The organism is Kocuria sp. KRD140, from assembly GCF_017168375.1.
Lineage (GTDB): Bacteria > Actinomycetota > Actinomycetes > Actinomycetales > Micrococcaceae > Kocuria > Kocuria marina.
Window position 1 is genome coordinate 474380 of the sequence record NZ_JABFAW010000001.1, and the last position, 23167, is coordinate 497546.

Genomic DNA, 23167 nt, shown 5'->3' on the forward strand with positions numbered 1-23167 from the left:
TGCCCGGAGCGGGTGACGCGCGGGGCTCAGAGGTACTTGTAGACGTCCTCGAGGCTCATACCCTTGGCGATCATCATGACCTGCACGTGGTAGAGCAACTGGGAGATCTCCTCAGCGGCCTCGGCGTCAGACTCGTACTCGCACGCCATCCAGACCTCGGCGGCCTCCTCGACGACCTTCTTCCCGATGCCGTGGATCCCGGAGTCCAGTTCCGTGACGGTCCTGGATCCCTCGGGGCGTTGCTCGGCCTTGGTGCGCAGTTCGGTGAAGAGGTCTTCGAAGGTTTTCACCCCTTCAGGGTAATGGGTGCGCGTGCCCGTCCCGAACGCGTGGCACATGCACGCCGCTCGCGGCCGGCCTCCGCGGATCGAGCATGGCGGACCGGCCGCGAGCGTCTGCTCCGTTCAGACCCCGTGCTCGCGCAGGGTCAGGGCGGTGCTCAGGGCGGCGTGGGCGGCCTCGTAGCCCTTGTCCTCGTGCGAGCCCTCGAGGCCGGCGCGGTCCAGGCCCTGTTCCTCCGTGTCACATGTGAGTACGCCGAAGCCCACCGGGGTCCCGGTGGCCACGGACACGTCCGTGAGTCCGGAGGTCGCGGCGTGGCACACGTAGTCGAAGTGCGGGGTGCCGCCGCGGATCACGACGCCGAGCGCGACCACCGCGTCCGCCGTCTCCGCCAGGCGGCGGGCGGCCACGGGCAGCTCGAAGCTCCCGGGCACGCGCACCCGCACGACCGTGCCGGTGTTCGCTTCCGTGAGGGCGCGCAGGGCGCCGTCGAGCAGCCCGTCCATGATCGTCGTGTGCCAGCTCGCGGCGACCACGGCCACGGTCAGGTCCGAGGCGTCGAGGTCCGAGGCGAGGGTGGTCGGGGCGCCGTGTCCGCTCATGATGTTTCTCCTGGGTTGAGGTGGGTCAGGTGGTGGTGCATGCGGTCGCGCTTGGTGCGCAGGTAGTCCAGGTTCTCGGTGCGCGCGTGGACCTCGTGGGGGATCACGTTCGCCACGGTGATCCCGAGCGCCTCGAGCTTGGCGACCTTGTCCGGGTTGTTGGTCAGCAGCCGCACCGTGGTCAGGCCCATGGCCGCGAGGATCCGGGCGGCGGCGGTGTAGTCCCGGGCCTCCGCGGGCAGCCCGAGCATGGTGTTGGCGTCCACGGTGTCCGCTCCGCCGTCCTGGAGCTTGTAGGCGCGCAGCTTGTTGATCAGCCCGATCCCGCGGCCCTCGTGGTTGCGCAGGTACAGCACCGTGCCCCCGTGGCGGGAGATCCGTTCCAGCGCAAGGTGCAGTTGCGGTCCGCAGTCACAGCGCCACGAGCCGAAGACGTCCCCGGTGAGGCACTCGGAATGCAGCCGCAGCAACGGTGGCAGAGCGGCTTCGTCGGCGGGCGGGGGTGCCGTGAGCGAGACGTGCTCGGCGGCGGGGATCCCCGACGGCTCCGGAACGCGCCAACCGGTCACCGAGAACGTGCCGTACTCGGAGGGCACGGTCACGGGGTCGCTGTGGTGCAGGGGCTCCGCTCCCGGAGCCGCGTGATTGTCGGCCGGTGACGCGTGTTCGGGGATCTCACCGTGGTCGAAAACGCTCATGCGATGCGGTCTCCCTCCCCCGTGGTGTCCACCGACGGCGCGGTGGCGCCCCCGGCGACGTCGACGGCGCTCGGTCGAGTTGTGCCCTTCGCGTCCTGAGCCGCGGCACCGGCGTCGTTCGCGACCGCCCGCGGGACGGCGTCCTCAGCGGCATCCGTCGCGTCCAGGTGGGCGATCAGATCGGCGATGCTGATCATTACGAGCCCGTGCTCGTCCGCGAACCGCCGCAGGGCGGGGGCGCGCAGGGGCTGCCCGGCGTCGTCGACGATCTCCGCGATCGCACCCACGGGCTCGCACCCTGCGAGCCGCGCGAGCTCCACGGCGGCCTCGGTGTGCCCCGCTCGTTCGCGCACCCCGCCAGGGACCGCGCGCAGCGGCAGGATGTGGCCGGGCCGCGTGAGCTCGGCCGCGGTGGTGCCGGGCAGCGCGAGCAGTCGCGTGGTCAGCGCCCGGTCCCGCGCGCTGATCCCGGTGGTGATCCCGGTGCGGGCGTCGCACGTCACGGTGTACGCCGTGGCCTTGGCGTCCTCGTTGTGCTCGGTCATGGGCGGCAGGGCAAGCCGGTCCGCGCGCTCGTCGGTCATGGGCACGCACACCACCCCGGAGCTGTGCCGGATCGTGAAGCCCATGAGGGGCTGGGTCGCGTGCTGGGCCGCGAACACCAGGTCGCCCTCGTTCTCCCGGCCCTCGTCGTCCACGACAACGACCGCGGCACCCGAGGCCATCGCGGCCACGGCGTCCGCGACCGGATCGAGGGCGACGCCGCGCGGTGTCGCGGGTGCCGCGTACGAGGCCAGGCGCTCGGCGTACTTGGCGAGCACGTCCACCTCGAGGTTGACGGTGGAACCCGGCGTGCGAGCGCCGAGCGTGGTCGCGCGCAGGGTCTCCGGGATCAGCCCCACCTCGAACCACGCCTCGGGCTCGTCCGTGGAGTTCACCGCAGTGACCGTGAGGGACACGCCGTCCACGGCGATCGAACCCTTGACCGCGATGTAGCGCGCAAGTGCCACGGGAACTCTGATCCGCACGGTCTCCCATCCGGTGTGGGACGTGCGCTGCACCACGGTGCCCACGCCGTCCACGTGCCCCTGAACCACGTGCCCGTCCAGGCGCTGCCCGGCTGCGGTGCAGCGTTCCACGTTCACCAGGTCACCGTGTCCGAGCGCCCCCAGGGTGGTCAGGCGCAGTGTCTCACCCATGACGTCCGCGGTGAAGTCCCCCGCCGCGCCCGAGGGGACCGCGGTCAGGCACACCCCGTTAACCGCGAGTGAGCCGCCGTGGGGCAGGTCCGCGACGAGTGGCCCCGCGGACACGTGCAGCCGGGCGGCGTCCTGCGCCAACCGTTCCACACGTTCCACGGTGGCCTGGGCTTCGACAATTCCGGTGAACACTGATTCTCCTTGGGGATCCGGGGTGCGCGGGGTTCTCGGGAACTTCCCGGCGCGAGGTCTTGGTGTGCTGCGTCAGTTCAGGGGCGTGTCATGGGGCGTCGGGTACGGGACCCGCGGGCCGCAAGTGCCACCGTCCATCGACGCCCACGCGGCTGATCGCCTCCATCTGCTCCGTGGCCTCTTCGTGGCCGGGGTGCGCGAGGTCCGCCGGGTGCCGCACGGGGTCACCGCGCCATGACGACGCCGCGGCAAGCGTCCCGATCCCGAGCGACGCGACCGACGCAGCGCCGTCCCCGAGGATCAGTGGGGCCTGGTACAACCACAGCTCGTCCACGAGATCGGCGGCGAGGAACGTGGCGGACACCGTGGGCCCGCCTTCCACGAGCACGTGGGAAACCCCGCGTTCACGGAGGTGTTGTAACGCCTCGGCGGGATCGTGCGTGGTGAGGTGGATGAACCGCCCGTCGTGCCCGCGGTCGGCGTATGCGACCTCTCCGTGATCCGTTCCGGTGTCTCCCGGGGCTCCACGTTCGGTGTCTTCCCGGGGCGCGCGGTCGACGACGCCGCGCCGGACCTTGGCATCCGCGGGCACGGGGCGGGTGCTCATGACTGCCCGCAGGGGTTGTCGCGCGAGGGGTTCACCCGCGGCATCCCGCGCGGTCAAGGTCGGGTCGTCCGCGCGCAGGGTCCCGCCGCCCACCAGGATCGCGTCCACCCGGGTGCGCAGGGCGTGGCCCTGATCCCGAGCGGGTGCACCCGTGATCCATTGGCTCGTCCCGTCCGCGGCGGCCACGCGGCCGTCGATCGTCTGCGCGAGTTTCAGCGTCACGAACGGTCGCGCATCATGCTGGGCGATGAACCAGCGGTCATTGAGATCGTGGGCTTCCCTCGCGAGCAGCCCCTGACGCACGTCCACCCCGTGTGCGGCGAGGAACGCGCCGCCCCCGCGGGCGGTGTCGGTGCCGTCGGCCACCGCGTAAATGACCCGGGGGATCCCCGCGTCGAGGATCGCGCGCGAGCACGGGCCGGTGCGTCCGGTGTGGTTGCAGGGTTCGAGGGACACGACCATGGTGGTGTCCTCGAGAGGTGTCCCCGCCTCACGGGCCAGACGCAGGGCGTCCGCCTCCGCATGCGGGGTGCCCGCCCCGCGGTGATGACCCACGTGCAGGATCTCCCCCGCGGCGGAGAGGATCACGGCGCCCACCACGGGATTGGCCCCGCGGATCCCTCGCCGAGCCGCTTCCAGAGCGGCGCGCATCGCCTCGTTTTCCGCCGCCGAGTAGTCGCGGGACGGCCCCGCCCCCGGACGGGAGCGGGGCGCGGGCCCCGGCGCAGCGGCGTCGTCGTACGCCGTCACTTCTCGTCCTCACCCACGGACAGGCGCAGGTCCGGGAAGCCCGTCTCGATCGTCGCGCGACGGCGCTGGCGCGTATTCACGCGCCACCACACGAAGAACCCTGCGAGCGTGAACGCGCCGTAGAACACGTACATCAAGCCCGAGGCGTAGTAACCGGCGGAGAACAGGAGGGGCACGCCCACGATGTCCACGGCGACCCACAACAGCCAGAACTCGACCCAACCCTTGGCCATCCCGAGCGTTGCGAGCAGCGAGCCCATGAAGATCCAGGCGTCCGCCCACACGGGTTCGTACGAGCCCAGGGCACGGAAGATGGGCGTGAGAAGTGCCGTCCCGAACACGAGGGCGACCACCAGGAACACGCGTTCGCGGGCGGTGGCCCAACGCGGGGACACGGCCTCCTCGGACGCCCCGCGGGACCGACGCCACTGCACCCAGCCGTACACGGACACCGCGATGAACATGACCTGACGGCCGGCCTGACCCAACAGGTTCACGGGGTTGGGGGTGTCGAACACCGCGCCCAGGAAGACGGTCAGCAGGATCGCGTTGCCCACGATCCCCACGGGCCACGCCCACACTTTGCGGCGCATCCCGCCCAGCGCGGACAACAGCCCGAACACGTTGCCGAGCACCTCGCGCCACAGGATGAAACCGTCACCCACCCGCAACTGCGCGTCGAACAACCAACGCAGGACGTCCACGGTGTCTCCTCTCACCCGCCACTGTCGGTGGTCCCGGGGAGGAATGCGCACACGCGTCGAACACGATCACGCGGCGGAGCACGTCACAGCACCACCCGACGGACCGCGATCGCGTGCGACCGCGCACGGTCAGGACGCCGTGACGCTCACGTGTGCCTACCATCCAGACTGTACTGTCGGTACCGGATTTCCACCGGTTCGGCCGATCCCTCCGTGCGCATCCTCGGTGGTTCCCACGGGAACCTGCTCGGTGCTGTGCACGGTGTTCACGGTTCGCGGACTGTCACCGCCGGTTCGGAATTGCACCGACCCCGGAACACGTTGCTGCGCTCATTATGCCACGCGGCCTCACCATGCCCATGATCGGGGACACCGCGCGGTCACGTCCTGGTTTTCCGGCCGTTCTCCCGGCCCTGCAGATCCGAGAGCAGTCCGGCGACGCGGGCCTTGATGTCGTCGCGGATCCTGCGCACGTCCGCGAGGGGCTGACCGGCCGGGTCGTCGAGGTCCCAGTCCTCGTAGCGCTTGCCCGGAAACACGGGGCAGGTGTCCCCGCAGCCCATGGTGATGACGACGTCGGAGGCCCTGACCTGCTCCGCCCGCAGGAGCGTGGGCACGGCTGCGGTGATGTCTATGCCCTCCTCAGCCATTGCCTCCACGGCCACCGGGTTCAGGCTCTCTGCCGGTTCGGACCCGGCCGAACGGACATCGATGCTGCCGCCTGACATCGCGGCCAGGTAGCCCGCCGCCATCTGGGAGCGGCCCGCGTTGTGGACGCAGACGAAGAGCACGGTCGGTTTCGTGGGTGATGGTGCGCTCATGACGCGGTCTCCCGGGTTCGGTGGGTGGGGACGGAGGGATCGTTCGGGAACACGCGCGGGCCGGCCCACAGTGCCACGTAGACCAGGCCGATCAGGACGGGCACTTCGATCAACGGCCCCACGACGCCGGCCATTGCCTGCCCGGAGGTAACACCGAAGGTGCTGATGGCCACGGCGATCGCCAGTTCGAAGTTGTTGCCCGACGCGGTGAAGGCCACCGTGGCCGACTTGCCGTAGTCGAGCCCCACCGCTTTCGAGGCGAAGAGGCCGATGACGAACATCAGAACGAAGTACACGAGCAACGGCAGCGCGATCCTGACCACGTCGAGGGGCTGTGAGGTGATGGCGTCCCCCTGGAGCGCGAAGAGCATCACGATGGTGAACAGGAGGCCGTACAGGGCCCACGGGCCGATCGCGGGGAGGAACTTCTCTTCGTACCAGTCCCGGCCCTTCGCCCGTTCACCCAGGACGCGGGTGAGGAAGCCGGCGAGCAGGGGGATGCCGAGGAACACCAGGACGGATCCCACGATCGCCCCCACGGAGAATTCGGCCGTGGTGGTCGGCAGCCCCAGCCACGACGGCAGGACCTGGAGGTAGAACCACCCCAGAGCGCCGAAGGCAACGACCTGGAAGACGGAGTTGATGGCCACGAGCACGGCCGCACTCTCCCGGTCACCGCATGCCAGGTCGTTCCAGATCAGGACCATGGCGATACACCGAGCCAGGCCCACGATGATCAACCCGGTGCGGTACTCGGGCAGATCGGGCAGGAACACCCAGGCGAGCACGAACATCACCGCCGGTCCCACGACCCAGTTGAGCACGAGCGACAGGCCCAGCAATCGTTTGTCACCGGTCACCCGGCGGGTCTCGTCGTAGCGCACCTTCGCCAGGACGGGATACATCATCACCAGCAGACCGAGTGCGATCGGCAGCGACACCTGTCCGATCGTCATGGCTTCCAAAGCCGTGTTCAGCCCCGGCACCAGGCGCCCCAGCAGAAGGCCCGCACCCATGGCCAGCAGGATCCAGGCCGGCAGCCACCGGTCCAGGAACGACATGCTCTGCCTCACCGGTGCGGAGGCGATGGTGGTACTCACGGGCGGCGAGCTCCTCGTATCGACGGTCATCTATGGGACATACGCTACGAGGTCATATAGATGTCCGTCAATGTAAAATCTCGGTATGAAAGCACCCGCGCAACGACCCGAGCTGATCGATGAGAAAGCAACCGAGTGCTGCTCGCTCGCCTCCTCGCCGCTCGGGGCCGGCGAGGCCGAGCGCATGACCGCGAAGCTCAAGGCGCTCTCCGACCCGACGCGCCTGCGGTTGCTCTCCCACATCGCCGCGCAGGGCTGCGACGCAGTGTGCGCCTGCGACCTGCTGGACGTCCTCGACATCAGCCAGCCCACCGTGAGTCATCACCTCAAGAAGCTGGTGGACGCCGGACTGCTCACACGCGAGCAGCGCGGCAAGTGGGCGCACTACACCGTGGTGCGCGGCGCCTTCACGGAACTGCGTGAACTCCTGGACCTGCGCTGACAGGCAAGGCGTTCTCCGCGGACCCGTCATCGGGGCGCGCATAAATTCAGGCCCGGTGCTCCCGCGCGGTCCTGCGGAGTGCCTCGATCGCGGCGGCGGGGTCGTCCTGGCCGTAGACCGCGGAACCGGCGACGAACGTGTCCGCCCCAGCCTCCGCGGCGCGCACGATGGTCTCCTCCGTGATCCCGCCGTCCACCTGCAGCGCGATCGTGCCCCCGTGGGCCTTGACCGCCGCCGCGGCGCGGCGCAGCTTGGGCAGGGTCACGTCCAGGAACTTCTGGCCGCCGAAGCCGGGTTCCACAGTCATTATGAGCAACATGTCCAGCTCCGGCAGTAGGTCCAGGTACGGCTCGATCGGCGTGGCCGGACGCACCGCGAGTCCCGCACGGGCACCCGCCGCGCGCAGTTCACGCGCGAGCTTGATCGGCGCCGTGGCGGCTTCCGCGTGGAACGTCACGGATGCGCACCCGGCCTCCGCGTACGCCGGGGCCCACCGGTCCGGGTCCTCGATCATCAGGTGCAGGTCCAGGGGGATCGGGGAGACGGCCTGCAACCGTTCCACGACCGGCAACCCCAGGGTCAGATTGGGGACGAAGTGGTTGTCCATCACATCCACGTGCGCCGCATCCGCGTTCGAGATGTGCTGGAGTTCCTCCGCGAGCCGGGAGAAGTCCGCGGAGAGGATTGACGGGTGGATGTCACAGCGGGACATGGTTCCTCCTGGGAATAGTTCCGGATCAATGACCGAGCCGCGGCTCACGCGCTCTTGCGCAGCGCGACCATGAACATGGCGTCGGTTCCGTGGACGTGCGGCCACAACTGCACACTCGTGCCCCCGCCGGGGACGTCGTGCCCCGCCGCCCGAGCGTCGTCGAGCGCGCCGGGCAGGGCGGCATCCACGGCGAGCTGCGCGGTGTCCAGGACCGACACGTCGCCGCGCCGTGCCAGGACGTCCTGGAGCACGTCGTGCGTCTCGGCGGTGTGCGGTGAGCACGTGGCGTAGAGCACCACGCCGCCGGGGCGGGTGGCGTCCAGCGCGGCGTCGAGCAGCTCACGCTGCAGCGGGGCCAGGTTCGCGACGTCCGACGGCGTGCGCCGCCACCGCGCTTCGGGACGACGCCGCAGCGCGCCCAGTCCGGTGCACGGCACGTCCACGAGCACCCGATCGAAACGCGTGTCCTGGCCGGACGGGATCTGCCGGGCATCGCCGGTGCGGACGTGCCACGCCTCGTGGTCCACGGCCGACAGCGCCTGGCTCACGAGGTCACTACGGTGCCCGCTGACCTCGTTGGCCAGCAACGTGGCACCGCGCTCGTGGGCCAATGCCGCGAGCAGCGCCGCCTTCCCGCCGGGTCCGGCGCAGAAGTCGGCCCACGCGCCGGCGTCATCGGCCACGGGCACCTGCGCGAGCACGCGGGCCACGAGCTGGGAGCCGGCGTCCTGAACGCGCACCGTGCCCTCCCGCGTGCCCGGGACGCGGTGGACGTCTCCCCCTGCGCTGACGGCGCTGCCCGGGACCAGGTCACCGGGTTCGGCGCCGGCTTCGAGTACGGGCTCGAGCGAGCCGATGCCGGGCAGTGCCACGAGGTGCACACGGGGCGCCTCGTTGTCCGCTCCCAACAGGGCCTCGATCTCCGCGGTGTCTCGGCCGTTGGCGCGCAGGGACCGGCGCAACGCGCGGACCTCCCACACCGGGTGGGCGTGGCGGACACCGAGCTGCCGCAGCTCGTCGGTGTGCTCGGCGGCGAGCGCGTCCAGCCATTCGTCGTGGCTGCGCCGGGTCACCTTGCGCAGGACGGCGTTGACGAGTCCCGAGGGTCCCTGCCCGATCTCCCCGCGCACCAGACCCACGGTCGCGTCCAGCGCGGCGTGATCGGGGACGCGCATCGCGAGCAACTGGTGCACGCCCAGGCGCAGGGCGTCCAGCACCGCGGGGTCCAACTGGTCCAGCGGGCGGTCCACGCACTTCTCGAGCACGGCGTCCCACGTGCCACTCCACCGCATGGCCCCGTAGGCGAGCTCGGTCGCGAACGCCGCGTCCCGCTTGTCGAGGCGGTTTTCACGGACCAGGCGTGGCAGCACGAGATTCCCGTAGGCGTCCTCCGAGTTGACCGCGCGCAGGGCCTGATATGCGGTCAGCCGTGCGGGATCGGAGCGCTTGCGACGCTGCGAGGGCGCCTGTGCGGAGTAGGAGCGCTCGTGCTGGGCCAGGCGGTTGCGCTCGTGGCCCTGGGCGTCGCGACGCGAGCCGTCCCCCGCTCGTCGATCCCTCCCGCCGGCCTCCCGGGGCGAGCGGTCGTCGCGGCCCCGGCCGCCGGCATCACGGGACGGACGATCGTCACGACGGCGGTTGTTCCCCCGAGACCGGTCGTTGCCGCTACCGGCGTGGCCGCGGTGCTGCTGGTCCCGACTCATCCGAAGGCCACCTGTTCCGTGTTCTGCTTGCCGCGCGCCCAGTCGAGGGCCGCCATGGGTTTCTTGCCATTGGGTTGCACGCGGGTCAGCTCCACGGCGTAGGACCCGGTGCCCACGAAGACCCGCTTCTCCCGCAGCTCCACGTGGCCCGGGGCGATCCCGGTGACCTCCGGGGCGGGGATCACGCGGTCGAGCTTGAAGCGCTGGCCGTCGAGTTCGGTCCACGCACCGGGTTCGGGGGTCACACCGCGCACCCGGTGAGCCACGGCCACGGCGGGATGTGACCAATCGACGCGCCCGTCCTGGGCCGTGAGTTTAGGGGCAGCGGTGGATTCACCGCGTTGCGGCGTGGGGTGCACGCGGCCCGAGGCCACACCGAGCAAGGATTCCACGAGCAGGGGCGAACCTTCATGTGCGAGCCGATCCAGCACCGACCCGGAGGTGTCCTCCGGACGCACCTCGTCCGTGAGGGTGCCTACCACGGGGCCGGTGTCCATGCCGTCGTCCAGGACGAAGGTGGTGGCCCCGACCACGGAGTCCCCGGCCATGAGGGCCCGCTGCACCGGGGCGGCGCCGCGCCACTGGGGCAGGAGGGAGAAATGCAGGTTGATCCACCCGTCCTGGAAGACCTCCAGGGCCGGTCGCGGCAGCAGGGCGCCGTAGGCCACGACCGCCGCGATGCTCGCGCCGGTGTCACGCAGGGTGTCCAGGAGTTCACCCCGGACCCGATTGGCCTTGATCACGGGCAGCCCGAGCTCATCGGCCCGACGACCCACCGCGGACGGGGCCATGACCTTCTTGCGGCCCACAGGGGCGTCCTCACGGGTCAGCACCGCGGTGATCTCGATCCGGGGATCCTGGTGCAGTGCCTCGAGCGGGGGGACGGCGGTCTCCGGGGTTCCCGCGTACAGGATCTTGAGGGGCTGCTGGTTCGTGTCGGGGCTCATCGGGCATCACCCGCCGCGCCGAACGCGGAACCGGCCGTGTGTGCGGCGCCGGATGCGGCTCCCGAGGTGCGGGCCGCACCGAAAGCCGACCCAGCGGCGTCGTGTGCGTCCGGTGTTGAGTGACTCGCGCGCTGCGCCTCGCGTTCGCGCGTGACACGGGCGGTCGTGTCCGTGAACGACTGCGCGCGCAACTGCCGCATGGCGTCCTTGCGCTCGTCACCCACGAGACGGTCGACGTAGAGCATGCCGCCCAGGTGATCGTACTCGTGCTGGAAGCAGCGGGCCAACAGGCCGGTGGCCTCACGGTGCACGGGCTCGCCGTGGCAATCCACCCCGGTGAGGACGGCGTGCTCGGCGCGGGGGGTCTCGTAGGACAGGCCCGGGACCGACAGGCAGCCCTCGCCGCCTTCCTGCGGCTCCTCCCCCATGCTCAGCTGGGGGTTGATCACGTGCCCTTCGTCCCCGTCGATGCCCCACGTGAAGACGCGCAATCCCACGCCCACCTGCGGTGCGGCCAGACCCACACCGCCCACGGCGTACATGGTCTCGAGCATGTCCCGGACGAGGGCAGCCAGGGCGTCGTCGAACTGCGTGACCTCCTGGGCCGGGGTGCGCAGGACGGGGTCACCGATGGTACGAATGCGCAGAATACTCACCGCGGAGTGCACTCCTCATGGGGGTCGTGGGACGGGGTGTGCCTGTCAGTCTACGGCGGGGCCCGCGACCGTCTCGGCCGTCACGACCTGCGTGCCGCCCGCCACGCGACCCGTGGGGGAGGAATCCAGGGGCGGGGGCGCGATGCTGCGCAGTTGCGCCCCGGCGGTGGCCAACTGGGAATTGCGCGCCCACACCTTGGCCAGGGCGCAGAACTTGTACCAGTGCACGGGGAGGTGCTCGGGCGCGGCCTGCACGGTGAGCGCCTCGGTCTCACCGATCGCCACGGCCATCAAGACCTCCGCGTCCCGGTAGCGCCACGGTTCCCACTCCCCCGCCGTAGCGTCCACGAGGGATTCCTCGGCCTTGAGCCCGGCCACCAACTGGGTCACCACCTTGGGGTCCGGGGCCTTGACCCGCCCGGCGCGGTCGGTCCCGCGGGTCTTGTAATCGATCAGACACACCTTGCCGCCGATGCGTGCCACGAGATCCAGAGTGCCGGCGTAGCCCACCGTGGAGTTCCATACCGTGATCTCCGCGGCCAGCGGTTCGGGGCGGAACAACTGCCACCATTGGTCCGCACTGTCCGCGAATCGGGTCTCATGGTGTTCTGCGAGCGTGTCCCGGGCCCGGTCCACCTCGTGGTCGCGGCCCATGGCCCGCAGCGCGAGCTGCTCGCAGTAGTCGTGTACGCGGTCACCGCGCTGCGCCGCGTGGTCCCGGTGCCGCTCCGCCGCCTTGGCCGCGTGGTTCACGAGCGAACGACGACGCCGCGTGTCCCGGAGCGCGTCCGGCAACTGGGGATCCGTGGCCAGGGCCTGCGCTGCGGTGTAGGCGTACCAGCCTCCGAGGTCGTTGGCCTCGCACCCGATGACCGTGGTGATGGAAGGGACCTCGAGGTCCCCGCCCTCACTCCGGGCGTACATCCGGCCGGTGGCGGTCTGCTGGGCCAAGCGGGGTTGAGTCATGGGCTCAGCGTAAGGAGGGGTCCAGACACGGACAACGATCACGGGCTCACCCGGGCGGAGCGGGCTCGGACGTCCGTCCAGGAGCCGGACTTCACGCGGCCGGGGCCGGACCGACCGGTCCGATTGGCCTTGGACGCGAAAGAACCCGGCCCCTCCCGGGACCGGGTTCCTCGTTACCGTGCGCGATACTGGGATCGAACCAGTGACCTCTTCGGTGTGAACGAAGCGCGCTACCGCTGCGCCAATCGCGCTTGCAACGTTGAAGACTCTAGAACACTTCGTCCAGGAACGGCAAATTCCTCGGCCTCCGCGATCGATTTGCCCGGGCCCGTTCCGGTGGGTAATGTTCTTGCTCGTTGGCAACGCCCCGAAAGCGGAGTCCTCCGGTGGCAACACCCCGGATGGACAAACACTGAAGGGCATGAAGTCTTGTGATAAAGTTTCCGCTCGGAAGAACGGAGTACTGATTTCCAGGGCCTCGATCGACCAACAATGCGGACGTAGCTCAGCTGGTAGAGCATCACCTTGCCATGGTGAGGGTCGCGGGTTCGACTCCCGTCGTCCGCTCGCAGTTTTCGACCCTGGTCGAGACCTGAGACCTTGTCCTCCAAGGATCTGGTCCCCGGTGGGGTGGCCGAGTGGTTAGGCAGCGGCCTGCAAAGCCGTCTACGCGGGTTCGAATCCCGTCTCCACCTCGGTGCAACCACCTCGTTCAATATGATGAACATTGAGCGCGATTGGCGCAGCGGTAGCGCGCTTCCCTGACACGGAAGAGGTCACTGGTTCGATCCCAGTATCGCGCACCAGACAAGGCCCCGGAACACTACTTTCCGGGGCCTTTCGCGTGCCACCGCTGACCTACGACCCGGCGGCGCGCACCGAGTGGGAGACATGGCCCAGAGCCCGCAGCACCCGGGTCAGCCGATTGTAAGAGACCATTCCCCGCACCGCGCGGGCCACGATGACGTCCCAGGACGGCGTCTCCCCCGGTCCACGGGTGACCCAGTGGCCCGCATGCCCTCCAACAACTCACCGAGCGCCCGGCGCGGCCCGCTTGCCACGTCCGGCCACCCCAGCTGCGTGAGCATGTCCCGGATCATCGGATCCTCCCGGCGCTCCGGGGGCCCGCTGGCCTCGGCAGGTGACAGGCCCGCGGCGAGCGCCTGGGCGATTTCGAGGGCGTCCACGAGGGGCCCGCCGCGGATCGTCGATCAGGGTGACCAGCGCACGGATGTCGGGGATCGTGGCACCGGCCTCCTCCCGCAGTACCCGGATGAGCTGCAGGCGTTCCGCGTGACCCTGATCGTAGTCCTGCCGCGTGGCGGTGAGCCTGGTACCGGCGGGCAACAGTCCCTCCCGACGGTAGAACTTAATGCCGGCCGTGGTGGTGTTACTGACCTCGGCCAGGGCATTGAGCAGCATGACGCAGCCCCCTCGGATAGTCCTCCGCGCGCCAGTTGTCCTGATGGCGCGCGCTGGATACCCCCACCTTCATCCACCCCCACGGCCTGACCTGGCTGCACGGACTCGCCGCGTTCACGCTCTTCTCGGTGGGGTTGGCCATGTGGGGGATCCTGCACGGCGGCGTCCGAATGCGCCGGCGGGACATGCTCGTGGGATCCCATGGCCACGACGCACGCGGTGTCCGGCACCAGGGCACCGTCGAAGAGGGGCTCCGCCGCCGACGTCGTGCACACCACCACGTCCGCGTCGCGTACCTCGCTCGCGTCCCCCGATCGGGCCGCGAGACCCAGCGTGCGGGCGTAGTCGACGGCGGCGTCCACCTTGCGCGGAGTCCGGCCGCACACCACCACCTCCGTGAACGAGCGAATCTCGGCGAATGCCGCGATGTGGGCGAGCGTCTGCGGCCCCGTGCCGAACACCACGAGCTTGGTCGCCTCCTTCGGGGCCAGGTAATCGGTGGCCACGGCCGAGATCGCGGGGGGTCCGCAGGGTGGTGAGGACGTTGCCTTCCAGCAGAGCTCGAAGACTCAGGGTGGCCGAGTCCATGAGCATGTAGGTGGCCTGGATGCGGGGCAGATCGCGTTCGGGATTCCCGGGCGAGACCGATGCAATCTTGATGCCTGCCCAGTCACCAATGACCGACGGCATCAACAGCAGGTGGCCCTCGCCGGCGGGGACATTGCTGCGCCCGGGGTCATCTTCCGGGCGGAATCCGGAACGCAGCGTGGCTTCGAGAAGCCGACGTGCACGCTCGGCGGGAACCGCCCGCACGATCTGTTCCTCGGTGTACCACGCGGGTGCACCCTGGATTCCTGTCGAGCACTGCTCCTGGGGGGTCGATCCCTCGGTGGTCATGATGCGGTTCCTCCCAGGGATGCGGTGCTCCGGCATTGGCCGATTCACTGTCTCGACCGTTCCGTCAGCATATCCCCGGCCAGGGCCGGACTTCAGGGAAAAACTCCCGCCCCACCCGGCTAAGAGACCCGGGTGGGGCGGGAGCGGCGTCGTTGCCGACGCGGTGCCGTCAGGAGACGGCGGGGATCACAACATGCAGGAGACGCAGCCCTCGACCTCGGTACCCTCGAGCGCCAGCTGGCGGATGCGGGAGTAGTACATGGTCTTGATGCCCTTGCGCCACGCGTAGATCTGCGCGCGGTTGATGTCGCGCGTGGTGGCGGTGTCCTTGAAGAACAGCGTGAGGGACAGGCCCTGGTCCACGTGCTGGGTCGCGGCGGCGTACGTGTCGATGATCTTCTCGTAGCCGATCTCGTACGCGTCCTGGAAGTACTCCAGGTTCTCGTTGTCCATGAACGGCGCCGGGTAGTACACACGCCCGAGCTTGCCCTCCTTGCGGATCTCGATCCGCGAGGCGATCGGGTGGATCGAGGACGTGGAGTTGTTGATGTACGAGATGGACCCCGTGGGCGGGACCGCTTGCAGGTTCTGGTTGTACATCCCGTCCGCCATGACCTTCTCGCGCAGCTCACGCCAGTCGTTCGCGGTGGGCAGGGCGATGCCCGCCCGCTCGAACAGCTCGGCGACGCGCGGCGTGGCGGGCTCCCACACGCCGTCGACGTACTTGTCGAAGAACGTGCCGCTCGCGTAGGCCGACTTCTCGAAGCCCACGAAGGACTCGCCGCGCTCCTTGGCGATCAGGTTGGACGCGCGGATCGCGTGGTAGGTCACCGCGTAGAAGTACATGTTGGTGAAGTCCACGCCCTCGGTCGAGCCGTAGTGAATGTGCTCCTTGGCGAGGTACCCGTGCAGGTTCATCTGCCCCAGGCCCACCGCGTGGGACATCTCGTTGCCGCGCCGGATGGAGGGCACCGAGTCGATGTTGGACATGTCCGAGACCGCCGTGAGACCGCGGATCGCGATTTCGATGCTCGCGCCGAAGTCCTGGGACTCCATGGCCATGGCGATGTTCATGGACCCCAGGTTGCACGAGATGTCCTTGCCCACCTGCGCATACGTGAGGTCCTCGTTGTACACGGAGGGCTCGGAGACCTGCAGGATCTCGGAGCACAGGTTGGACATGATGATCTTGCCGTCGATGGGGTTGGCGCGGTTCACCGTGTCCTCGAACATGATGTACGGGTACCCGGACTCGAACTGCACCTCCGCCACGGTCTGGAAGAACTCGCGGGCGTTGATCTTCTTCTTGGCGATGCGGGAGTCGTTCACCATCTCGTGGTACTTCTCGCTCACGTTGACGTCCGCGAACGGCACGCCGTAGATCCTCTCCACGTCGTACGGGGAGAACAGGTACATGTCCTGGTCCTTCTTGGCCAGCTCGAACGTGATGTCCGGGATGACCACACCCAGCGAGAGGGTCTTGATGCGGATCTTCTCGTCCGCGTTCTCGCGCTTGGTGTCCAGGAAGTTGAGGATGTCCGGGTGGTGGGCGTTCAAGTACACCGCGCCGGCGCCCTGGCGGGCACCCAGCTGATTGGCGTAGGAGAAGGAGTCCTCGAGCAGCTTCATCACGGGGATGACACCGGAGGACTGATTCTCGATCATCTTGATGGGCGCACCGGACTCGCGCAGGTTGGTCAGCGCGAACGCCACGCCACCGCCGCGCTTGGACAGCTGCAGCGCGGAGTTGATGTTGCGCCCGATCGACTCCATGTTGTCCTCGAAGCGCACCAGGAAGCACGAGACGAGCTCGCCGCGCTGCTTCTTGCCCGCGTTGAGGAACGTGGGCGTGGCCGGCTGGAACCGTCCGGAGATGATCTCCGCCACGAGCCGCTGCGCGAGGGCCTCGTCCCCGTCCGCGAGGTACAGGGACACCATGACCACACGGTCCTCGAACCGTTCCAGGTAACGCTGACCATCGAAGGTCTTGAGCGTGTATGACGTGTAGAACTTGAACGCGCCCAGGAAGGTCTGGAACCGGAACTTGTAGCCGTAGGCCTGCTTGGACAGCGCCTTCACGAACTCGAAGCTGTACTTCTCGAGCACCTCGGCCTCGTAGTACTGGTGGTCCACGAGGTACTTGAGCTTCTCCTCGAGGTCGTGGAAGAACACGGTGTTCTTGTTCACGTGCTGCAGGAAGTACTGTCGCGCGGCCTGGCGGTCGGCCTCGAACTGGATCTTGCCGTCCGCGTCGTAGAGGTTCAACAGCGCGTTGAGCTCGTGGTAGCCCAGCCCGCGGTACTTCTCGGGGCAGGTGGGATCCTCGTGACCGGGTTCGACGCTCACGCCCGGGGTTGCATGGATGCTTGCCAAAACTTGTCCAATCCTTGGGTAACCTTCTCGACGTCCTCGTCGGTTCCCATGAGCTCGAACTTGTAGAGCAGGGGAACCTGACACTTGGCTGCGACCTTCTCCGCGGCGACGCAGAACAGGGGGCCGAAGTTGGTGTTGCCCGCGCCGAGCACCCCCAACAGGTGCGCGCGCGAGACGGGATCGTTGAGAAACTTCACGACTTGCGGTGGGACCGATCCCGCTCCCCCGGGACGCCCGTAACTGGGCACTGCCAGCACGTAGGGTTCGTCAATGCGGGGAGTGGTTTCGGTGGTCTTCAGGGGCAACCGGACGGACCGCACCGGGAGTTTGGTGACGAACCTGTCCGTGTTGCGCGTCACGGAGGAGAAGTACACCACTAGGGGTGCATCATCCCCCGCGACGACGGGTGCGCGGTGGAGTTCCCGCTCCTTCGCCTGGGCGAGAACCGTGGCGAGAGCACTCATGCCGGGTCACTTCGATTCTGGGGGGGTCGTACCAATTCGTGTGATTCAATTCGTGTGATTCCGGGGGCGGGCTGGCGGTGGGGTTCGGGGCCACTCGCCCGGGTGGTGCCGGGCCGCCCGCGGCGGCCCGCGGCGGCCCGTCCGTTTCCGGCTCAGGCGGAGCGCAGCAGGGCCAGCGCGTTGATCTTGTCCGGGCGGAAGCCGGACCAGTGCTCGGTGGCGGTCTCCACGACGGGGACCTGCTGGTATCCCAGGCCCACCACGTGCTCGTAGGCGGCGGTGTCCTCGGTGACGTCCACGACGGTGTAGTCGATGCCCTTCTTGGTGAGAGCACGGTAGGTGGCGTTGCACTGGACGCACGACGGCTTGGAATACACGGTGACAGACATAGCCCATTCTCCTTGCGGGAAGTACCAATTTTCGGGCGCTTCCGGGGCCGTTCGGCTCTGGATCCGGGTGGTGCGCCAGGTGGTTGAAGATCTACGTCAATACTACATCTAGTGTCGTGTGCCGGAACAGGACCCAACATGATGTGGTCGTGTGAACCACAGGGGGATGTCGTCTTTTCCCCGGGTTGTCCACAGGGACCGCGTCCGGGAGCCCTGAGAACACGCGGTTCTCGCGGGGCCCATGTGGACAAGACGGGCGGGGGAAGTCACGAAAATTTTTTTTGCACGGCGTGTCTCACGCGCCGCGCAGGACGCGGTCGGCGCTGGCGAAGTCCGGGAAGACGTCCAGGTAGAAGTTGTCCCGCAGGAAGGTGTACTCGAGACCGGCGCGCTCGATGGCCTGCTCCGTGGCGTAGTGGGTGCGGGCGAACGTGAAGGTCGCGTCCGGTGCGGGTGCCGCGAAGGACGTGTAGACCACCCGGCGCACGCCCGCGCGGGACAGCGCCTCGACCATGGCCAGTTGCTGTTGCTTGCGATCCGCCGATTCGGACGCGGACACCAGGAACACAGTGTCCAGTCCCGCCATCGACTCCGCGGCCCCTTCCGGGTCGGCGAAGTCCATGGTGGCGGCGTCGAGCAGGCCGTTCGCTGCGGCCACGTGGGACGCGACCTGGTGCGGGGAACGCACGAGCAGCCGGTGGGCGACGCCGCGTTCTTCGAGCCGGCGCGAGACGGCCCCGCCGATGCGTCCCGTGGCGCCGGTGATGCCGAGGGTCGTGTGTGCCATGGTTCTTCCGTTCGGGGGTGCATCCGACAATGTGCTCGGGGCGGGTCGACGGGCGCCCGGATCGGGGCGCCCCCGTGGCCCGCGCGGGTTCAGAGCAACCCGGCGTCCTTCAGCTGATCCGAGATGGAGGCGCCGTCGTTGGCCTCGATCCACAGCGTGCCCTCCGGAACGGTCACGTGATGGCCCTCCGAGGCGCGGGTGCCCGCGGCCAGGACGGCCTCGGTGGGTGAGAGGTTGCGGATCACGATGGCGGCCACCGAGTCCGGGTGACGCTGCGCGAAGCCCGAGTAGATCTGCGGATCGTGCTGACCGTCGTCGCCGATCAGGATCCACCGCACGTGGGGGAAGTTGCGCGCCAGACGCTGCAGGTTCTGCACCTTGTGCTGGGAACCAGACCGGAACCAGCGCTCCGTGGTGGGCCCCCAGTCGGTGAGCAGCAGCGCTCCGGCGGGGTACGCGTTGCGCGTGAGGAACCGACGCAGGGTGGGCGCCACGTTCCACGCCCCCGTGGAGAGATAGAGGAAGGGTGCGTGCGGATGGCTGCGGCGCAACCGGTCCATCATGGTGGACATCCCCGGCGTGGGGATGCGCGCGTGCTCGTTGGCCACGAACGAGTTCCAGGCCGCGAGCATGGGGCGGGGCAGGGCGGTGACCATCACGGTGTCGTCCACGTCGCACACGACCCCCACGTGCTGCTCGTCCGAGACCACGGTGACCTTGGCCTCCGTGACCTCCGAGCCCTCAGCCTGCATGTAAATGGTGTGCACCCCGGGGGTCATGGAGACCTTGAGGTCCGCGTCGATCACGCCGCCCTTGTCCGCCACGAGGTGGAACTCGTGCTCGCCCAACCACACGTTGACGTGGGCGAACGCGAAGGGCACGGACGTGAAGGAACGCCACCCGCGGATCGACTCCGCGGCGTCGTCGGTGTCCTCGATCAGCAAGCCCGTCTTGAGGAGCACGCGCCCCAGGGCCCGCACGTAGCGGGGGCTGCCGTAGCCGTCGAAGGCGAGCATGGTGGGGATGTCCCCGCGCTGCACGGCCCGTCCCTGACGCCATCGCTGCAGCTTCTGGTCGAAGCGGTACGCGATGTTGATCGCCTCTTCCGTGACCTGGTCCACGGTCTGCAGCAGATCTCCCCCGCCACTGTTTTTCGCCATGCCTCACAGTTTTGCACAGCACTCCCGGCCCACGACGTCGCGGCGTACCGTGCCGCGGACGACGGCGCGCGGCGTCGTGGAGCGGGGCCGCGCCGTCGAACCCCTGGCAGGGCTGCGGGCAGGGCGTCGGGCCCCGGGCGCGAGGACGGACCCGGGGCCCGGTCCCGGTGCCCGCGGCTCAGCCGCGCACGTAGCGCGGGAAGCGCTCGGGGTGGTCGATGGGCTGGGTCTCGGGGCTCATGTCGATCCCGAGGTCCTTGGCGAAGACCAGGCGCGTGCGGGTGTAGACGCGCTTGGTGCGCTCGTCGAGCTCGAACACGCGGGCACCGCGCAGGGTGTGCTCGTCACGGGTGCCGTCGTTGAGCCCGTAGGTCCCGAAACCCGTGCCGGGGCCGTAGCCCAGTTCGACCCCGAAGTAGTTGCCCATGTAGGTGTTGATGTGGTCGTGGCCGCAGTACAGGCCCAAGACGTCCCCGCGTTCCAGGACCGCGGCGTAGATCCCCGAGTTGACCATGCCCGTGTAGACGTTCTCGTGCTTCTCCCCCACGATCCCGTGACGCTTCACGGCGGCCGCGTGCCCGGACTCGTCCGAAGTGAACTGCTGACCGAACCACATGTGGTGGTGCTCCCACGTGGGGATGTGGAAGTACATGAGCCCCGGGATCTTCTTCCCGTAACGGCGCTCGGTCTCCACCGAGAGGTCGTTGTACCAGCGGATCTGCTGGGGACGGATCCAGTCGTAGCCCATGAGACCCTCACGGTCCTGCCCGCCGGGGCGTTCCTCCGCGTACCGGCCGGAGTCCAGCAACCACACGGCGAACGCGGGGGCGTGGCCGCGGGACCCGCGGATCAACAGCTGGGCGTTGGACGAGCCGAAGACCTTCTGGTCGTCCCCGGGGTTGAGGTTGTGCTTGTACTGGCGCACGAACTCGACCAACTGCGGTTCACGCATCCCGGTGCCGTGCTCCTCGGTGGAGTCCTCGTCGTGGTTGCCGAATGTCACCGCCCACTTGATGCCCCGGGACTCCATGGGCAGCACCACGTTGTTCACGGCCTGCTTGACCTCGCGGTCGGTGCGCGGGGAACCGTCGATCACGTCCCCGTTGATCAGCACGAACTGGGGCTTCTCCCGGTCCAGCACCTTGTTCATGAGCTCGATGGTGCGCCGGTCGGTGCGCGGGCCGTCCTGGGTGTCGTTGAACTGGACGATCTTGAACCTGCCGTTGCGCCCGAAGGAGAGGGGCATCCGGCTGTGACCGTGGCCGTGCTGGGTCACAAGCGCCGGTGCCGCGTGGGCGGTCGACGGCGCGGCGGCGAGCACACCGGCGGCCGCGATGGCGCTGCCTCCGGTGATCAGGTTCCGGCGCGAGGGACGTGAGGTGTTCTCGGTCATGTGGTGCTCCTGGTGCGAAGGGTTCCGACCGCTGCGGGCGGAGGGGGTCCGGCTACTACGGGCGGTGAGCATCCGACCGCGACGGGCGGTGGGTGAGTCACACGCTAGGGTCACCGCGTTACGGCCACGTGGCGCCCCGGTGTCCCGTGGGGCACGAGCCGCGCGCCGGTTATTCACCTTCTGACCTGGGGTTTCACCTCGGTTCTGGTGCGGGGGTGCGCACCGGCGACGGCGCTGTCCCCCTGGGGAGCGCGGCCCCGGGAGGCACCGGGCCGTTCGGGGCCGTGGCTGCGGCGTCGTCCGGGGCCCTCAGCGGACTCCGGTCGCGGCGGACGGGACGGTGTGGGCCGCGAACCCAGCAGGGACCGGGGATCCGGGAGGGTCTCCGGGCGGGAGAGGTCCCACGCCTGGGCCGCCTGGATCCCGATCCCCCGCGGGCCCGTGCGGCGCGTGTGGCCGTGGACCAACAGCAGCGTGGGGGCGAACAGTACCTCACCGGAGGCGGCCTGGGCCTCGTCGAAGAACGTGCAGTCCACGGCCCCGGAGCCGTCGTCCAAGGAGATGAAGACCACGCGTTTGCCGCTGCGCATGGGCGGGGTCATGGTGGAGACCCGCACGCCAGCTACGATCACTTCGGTGCCGTTGCGCAACCCCAACAGGTCCTCGGCGCGGGTGGCCCCGTAGGAACGCATGAGCTCACCGTGCGAGTCCATGAGGTGGGCGCTGACCTCGATGCGCATGGTGTCCATCTCCGCTTTGACCCGCTCCCCCGTGCTCGGTTCAGGCAGCCGCGCCGGAAGGGCGGCCAGGTCCACGTCCCCGAGGGGGAGGGCCAGCTGCCCCTCCCCGGGCTGCGCACGGGCCGAGGTCCCGCGCCCGGTCGCGGGCCGATCCGCCTGTTCCCGCAGGAAGTGGACCATGTCCGTGTGGGAGGCCCGCGTCTCGGCGCGGTGCAACAGGGAGTCCAGGGCGCCCGCCTCCGCGAGCCGTTGCAGCGTGCGCCGGGTGGGCCGGGCGCGCACCCGCAGTTCGGCGAGGGTGCTGTAGGGCTGGGCGGCCACGAGACGTTCGATCTCCGCGGCGCTGATCCCCGTGATGGAACCCAGGGACATGCGGATCCCCCACGCACCGTCCTGGGTGTGGGGGATCCCCCGGTCCAGGTCCCCCGAGACCACGGTCCCTGGCCGCGGCGTGACCGACTCCACCCGGTGGTGGTCCGTGCTGCGGTTGACGTCCGGGCCCAGCACGGGGATCCCCATGCGGCGGGCCTCCCCCACGAGCAGGCGGGCGGGGTACATCCCGGGGTCATGTTCCCACACCCCGGCCATGAACGCCTCCGGGTGATGGGTCTTCAACCACGCCGACTGATAGGTGGGCACCGCGAAGGCCACCGCGTGGGCCTTGCAGAAACCGAAACTGCCGAACGCGTGCAGGATCCCCCACACCGTGTCGATCACGTCCGGGGCGTAGCCGCGAGCGCGGGCGCCGTCGCGGAAAGCGGTTTCCACGGGCTCCTCCGAGGCAGAGCCGAGCAGTCGCCGCCAGATGTCCGCGCGGGCCAGACCACACCCGGTCATCCGGTCCATGATGCGCATGATCTGTTCGTGGTAGACGGCCACCCCGCGGGTCTCGGCGAGAATCTCCTGGAGGTCCGGGTGGGGGTAGGTGGGCGTGGACCAGCCGTGGCGGGCGTTGAGGTAGGGCCGGACCATGGCGGCCTGCATGGGCCCGGGGCGGAACAGGGAGATGTCCACGACGAGGTCGTTGAACTCCTCCGGTCCCATGGTCCCGATCAGTTCCCGCTGCCCGGGGGACTCGATCTGGAAGCACCCCAGTGTGTGGGTGGAGCTGATCAGCCGGAAGGTGTCGGGGTCGTCCCGGGGCATGGTGTCGCGGTTGGG

22 protein-coding genes, 4 tRNA genes, 2 pseudogenes and 1 riboswitch are annotated in these 23167 nt (G+C 69.1%); of the genes and pseudogenes, 4 read left to right on the plus strand and 24 right to left on the minus strand.

The annotated features are described in order from the left end of the window. Positions 1 to 26: 26 nt before the first annotated feature. From J1M36_RS02045 to arsB, 8 genes are all read right to left on the minus strand, one after another. On the minus strand, positions 27 to 290 hold the full coding sequence (locus tag J1M36_RS02045; protein ID WP_035962118.1) for a phosphoribosyl-ATP diphosphatase: 264 nt from the start codon (positions 288 to 290) through the stop codon (positions 27 to 29). A gap of 114 nt (positions 291 to 404) precedes the next feature. Then, positions 405 to 884, minus strand: a complete 480-nt coding sequence (gene ribH / locus J1M36_RS02050) for a 6,7-dimethyl-8-ribityllumazine synthase (RefSeq protein WP_064846821.1) — start codon at positions 882 to 884, stop codon at positions 405 to 407. Further along, positions 881 to 1582, minus strand: a complete 702-nt coding sequence (gene ribA / locus J1M36_RS02055; protein ID WP_082943382.1) for a GTP cyclohydrolase II — start codon at positions 1580 to 1582, stop codon at positions 881 to 883. Before ribA ends, ribH begins: the two co-directional genes overlap by 4 nt. After that, positions 1579 to 2973, minus strand: a complete 1395-nt coding sequence (gene ribB / locus J1M36_RS02060) for a 3,4-dihydroxy-2-butanone-4-phosphate synthase (protein WP_082943381.1) — start codon at positions 2971 to 2973, stop codon at positions 1579 to 1581. The genes ribA and ribB overlap by 4 nt, the downstream gene beginning before the upstream one ends. Before the next feature lie 88 nt (positions 2974 to 3061). Next, a complete protein-coding gene (gene ribD, locus J1M36_RS02065) occupies positions 3062 to 4330 on the minus strand; it encodes a bifunctional diaminohydroxyphosphoribosylaminopyrimidine deaminase/5-amino-6-(5-phosphoribosylamino)uracil reductase RibD (RefSeq protein ID WP_064846820.1) in 1269 nt (422 codons plus the stop codon). Next, positions 4327 to 5034 carry a nicotinamide riboside transporter PnuC gene (pnuC, locus tag J1M36_RS02070; protein WP_131332861.1) on the minus strand — a complete coding sequence of 236 codons (708 nt, stop codon included), beginning with the start codon at positions 5032 to 5034 and terminating at the stop codon, positions 4327 to 4329. The genes ribD and pnuC overlap by 4 nt, the downstream gene beginning before the upstream one ends. A gap of 147 nt (positions 5035 to 5181) precedes the next feature. After that, a riboswitch (FMN riboswitch) is annotated at positions 5182 to 5357 on the minus strand. Positions 5358 to 5414: 57 nt separating this feature from the next. Further along, on the minus strand, positions 5415 to 5855 hold the full coding sequence (locus J1M36_RS02075) for an arsenate reductase ArsC (RefSeq protein ID WP_206478541.1): 441 nt from the start codon (positions 5853 to 5855) through the stop codon (positions 5415 to 5417). After that, the gene (arsB, locus tag J1M36_RS02080; protein ID WP_241246774.1) at positions 5852 to 6916 is read right to left on the minus strand and encodes an ACR3 family arsenite efflux transporter; all 1065 of its coding nucleotides are present in this window, start codon (positions 6914 to 6916) and stop codon (positions 5852 to 5854) included. The genes J1M36_RS02075 and arsB overlap by 4 nt, the downstream gene beginning before the upstream one ends. A 124-nt stretch (positions 6917 to 7040) precedes the next feature. Here arsB and J1M36_RS02085 point away from each other — a divergent pair, with 124 nt between their 5' ends. Beyond that, a complete protein-coding gene (locus tag J1M36_RS02085) occupies positions 7041 to 7397 on the plus strand; it encodes a helix-turn-helix transcriptional regulator (protein WP_052160694.1) in 357 nt (118 codons plus the stop codon). Positions 7398 to 7443: 46 nt separating this feature from the next. On the opposite strand, the gene rpe is transcribed toward J1M36_RS02085, so the two are convergent. From rpe to J1M36_RS02115, 6 genes are all read right to left on the minus strand, one after another. Next, on the minus strand, positions 7444 to 8109 hold the full coding sequence (rpe, locus tag J1M36_RS02090) for a ribulose-phosphate 3-epimerase (protein ID WP_206478543.1): 666 nt from the start codon (positions 8107 to 8109) through the stop codon (positions 7444 to 7446). 44 nt (positions 8110 to 8153) lie between these two features. After that, the gene (locus J1M36_RS02095; protein WP_206478544.1) at positions 8154 to 9812 is read right to left on the minus strand and encodes a transcription antitermination factor NusB; all 1659 of its coding nucleotides are present in this window, start codon (positions 9810 to 9812) and stop codon (positions 8154 to 8156) included. Next, entirely contained in the window at positions 9809 to 10759 is a 951-nt protein-coding gene (locus tag J1M36_RS02100; protein WP_193519557.1) for a methionyl-tRNA formyltransferase, read from the minus strand. Before J1M36_RS02100 ends, J1M36_RS02095 begins: the two co-directional genes overlap by 4 nt. Then, a complete protein-coding gene (gene def / locus J1M36_RS02105; RefSeq protein WP_206478545.1) occupies positions 10756 to 11415 on the minus strand; it encodes a peptide deformylase in 660 nt (219 codons plus the stop codon). The genes J1M36_RS02100 and def overlap by 4 nt, the downstream gene beginning before the upstream one ends. Positions 11416 to 11460: 45 nt before the next feature. Continuing rightward, positions 11461 to 12381, minus strand: a complete 921-nt coding sequence (locus tag J1M36_RS02110) for a cytochrome (RefSeq protein ID WP_143467427.1) — start codon at positions 12379 to 12381, stop codon at positions 11461 to 11463. 179 nt (positions 12382 to 12560) lie between these two features. Next, positions 12561 to 12632, minus strand: a tRNA-Val gene (locus J1M36_RS02115). A 243-nt stretch (positions 12633 to 12875) separates the two neighbouring features. Between J1M36_RS02115 and J1M36_RS02120 the strand changes: the two genes are divergently transcribed. The 3 genes from J1M36_RS02120 to J1M36_RS02130 all read left to right on the plus strand — a co-directional run bounded on the left by J1M36_RS02120 (position 12876) and on the right by J1M36_RS02130 (position 13187). After that, positions 12876 to 12948, plus strand: a tRNA-Gly gene (locus J1M36_RS02120). Positions 12949 to 13005: 57 nt separating this feature from the next. Next, positions 13006 to 13076 (plus strand) — tRNA-Cys (locus J1M36_RS02125). A gap of 36 nt (positions 13077 to 13112) precedes the next feature. Beyond that, positions 13113 to 13187: transfer RNA gene (locus J1M36_RS02130), tRNA-Val, on the plus strand. Positions 13188 to 13410: 223 nt separating this feature from the next. Here the strand turns inward: J1M36_RS02130 and J1M36_RS02135 are convergent. From J1M36_RS02135 to J1M36_RS02175, 10 genes and pseudogenes are all read right to left on the minus strand, one after another. Continuing rightward, positions 13411 to 13803 (minus strand): MerR family transcriptional regulator, encoded by a 393-nt coding sequence (locus J1M36_RS02135; RefSeq protein WP_241246692.1) that lies wholly within the window; start codon positions 13801 to 13803, stop codon positions 13411 to 13413. 254 nt (positions 13804 to 14057) lie between these two features. Next, positions 14058 to 14309: pseudogene (locus J1M36_RS12975) on the minus strand (ornithine cyclodeaminase family protein); the annotation flags it as partial. Between the two features lie 76 nt (positions 14310 to 14385). After that, positions 14386 to 14736: pseudogene (locus tag J1M36_RS13070) on the minus strand (hypothetical protein); the annotation flags it as partial. Positions 14737 to 14886: 150 nt separating this feature from the next. Beyond that, positions 14887 to 17046, minus strand: a complete 2160-nt coding sequence (gene nrdE, locus J1M36_RS02145; protein WP_206478546.1) for a class 1b ribonucleoside-diphosphate reductase subunit alpha — start codon at positions 17044 to 17046, stop codon at positions 14887 to 14889. Next, positions 17043 to 17537, minus strand: coding sequence for a class Ib ribonucleoside-diphosphate reductase assembly flavoprotein NrdI (gene nrdI, locus J1M36_RS02150; protein ID WP_098054441.1), 495 nt, complete (start codon positions 17535 to 17537; stop codon positions 17043 to 17045). Before nrdI ends, nrdE begins: the two co-directional genes overlap by 4 nt. Positions 17538 to 17689: 152 nt before the next feature. Continuing rightward, positions 17690 to 17926, minus strand: a complete 237-nt coding sequence (gene nrdH / locus J1M36_RS02155; protein WP_064846808.1) for a glutaredoxin-like protein NrdH — start codon at positions 17924 to 17926, stop codon at positions 17690 to 17692. Between the two features lie 295 nt (positions 17927 to 18221). Next, positions 18222 to 18713: an NAD(P)H-binding protein gene (locus tag J1M36_RS02160; RefSeq protein WP_206478547.1), complete on the minus strand. Its 492-nt coding sequence runs from the start codon at positions 18711 to 18713 to the stop codon at positions 18222 to 18224. A gap of 89 nt (positions 18714 to 18802) precedes the next feature. Continuing rightward, positions 18803 to 19873, minus strand: a complete 1071-nt coding sequence (locus J1M36_RS02165; RefSeq protein WP_206478548.1) for an App1 family protein — start codon at positions 19871 to 19873, stop codon at positions 18803 to 18805. A 178-nt stretch (positions 19874 to 20051) separates the two neighbouring features. After that, the gene (locus tag J1M36_RS02170) at positions 20052 to 21266 is read right to left on the minus strand and encodes a metallophosphoesterase family protein (RefSeq protein WP_064846805.1); all 1215 of its coding nucleotides are present in this window, start codon (positions 21264 to 21266) and stop codon (positions 20052 to 20054) included. 173 nt (positions 21267 to 21439) lie between these two features. Then, the coding region (locus tag J1M36_RS02175) for an OB-fold nucleic acid binding domain-containing protein (RefSeq protein ID WP_342358269.1) at positions 21440 to 23167 on the minus strand (1728 nt) is incomplete at its 5' end.

Coding starts and splice junctions, on each gene's coding strand:
- ribH (WP_064846821.1), bottom strand. CDS start 884: ATGAGCGGACACGGCGCCCCGACCACCCTCGCCTCGGACCTCGACGCC.
- ribA (WP_082943382.1), bottom strand. CDS start 1,582: ATGAGCGTTTTCGACCACGGTGAGATCCCCGAACACGCGTCACCGGCC.
- J1M36_RS02075 (WP_206478541.1), bottom strand. CDS start 5,855: ATGAGCGCACCATCACCCACGAAACCGACCGTGCTCTTCGTCTGCGTC.
- arsB (WP_241246774.1), bottom strand. CDS start 6,916: ATGTCGTTCCTGGACCGGTGGCTGCCGGCCTGGATCCTGCTGGCCATG.
- J1M36_RS02085 (WP_052160694.1), top strand. CDS start 7,041: ATGAAAGCACCCGCGCAACGACCCGAGCTGATCGATGAGAAAGCAACC.
- rpe (WP_206478543.1), bottom strand. CDS start 8,109: ATGTCCCGCTGTGACATCCACCCGTCAATCCTCTCCGCGGACTTCTCC.
- J1M36_RS02095 (WP_206478544.1), bottom strand. CDS start 9,812: ATGAGTCGGGACCAGCAGCACCGCGGCCACGCCGGTAGCGGCAACGAC.
- J1M36_RS02100 (WP_193519557.1), bottom strand. CDS start 10,759: ATGAGCCCCGACACGAACCAGCAGCCCCTCAAGATCCTGTACGCGGGA.
- J1M36_RS02110 (WP_143467427.1), bottom strand. CDS start 12,381: ATGACTCAACCCCGCTTGGCCCAGCAGACCGCCACCGGCCGGATGTAC.
- J1M36_RS02135 (WP_241246692.1), bottom strand. CDS start 13,803: ATGCTGCTCAATGCCCTGGCCGAGGTCAGTAACACCACCACGGCCGGC.
- nrdI (WP_098054441.1), bottom strand. CDS start 17,537: ATGAGTGCTCTCGCCACGGTTCTCGCCCAGGCGAAGGAGCGGGAACTC.
- nrdH (WP_064846808.1), bottom strand. CDS start 17,926: ATGTCTGTCACCGTGTATTCCAAGCCGTCGTGCGTCCAGTGCAACGCC.
- J1M36_RS02160 (WP_206478547.1), bottom strand. CDS start 18,713: ATGGCACACACGACCCTCGGCATCACCGGCGCCACGGGACGCATCGGC.
- J1M36_RS02165 (WP_206478548.1), bottom strand. CDS start 19,873: ATGGCGAAAAACAGTGGCGGGGGAGATCTGCTGCAGACCGTGGACCAG.
- J1M36_RS02170 (WP_064846805.1), bottom strand. CDS start 21,266: ATGACCGAGAACACCTCACGTCCCTCGCGCCGGAACCTGATCACCGGA.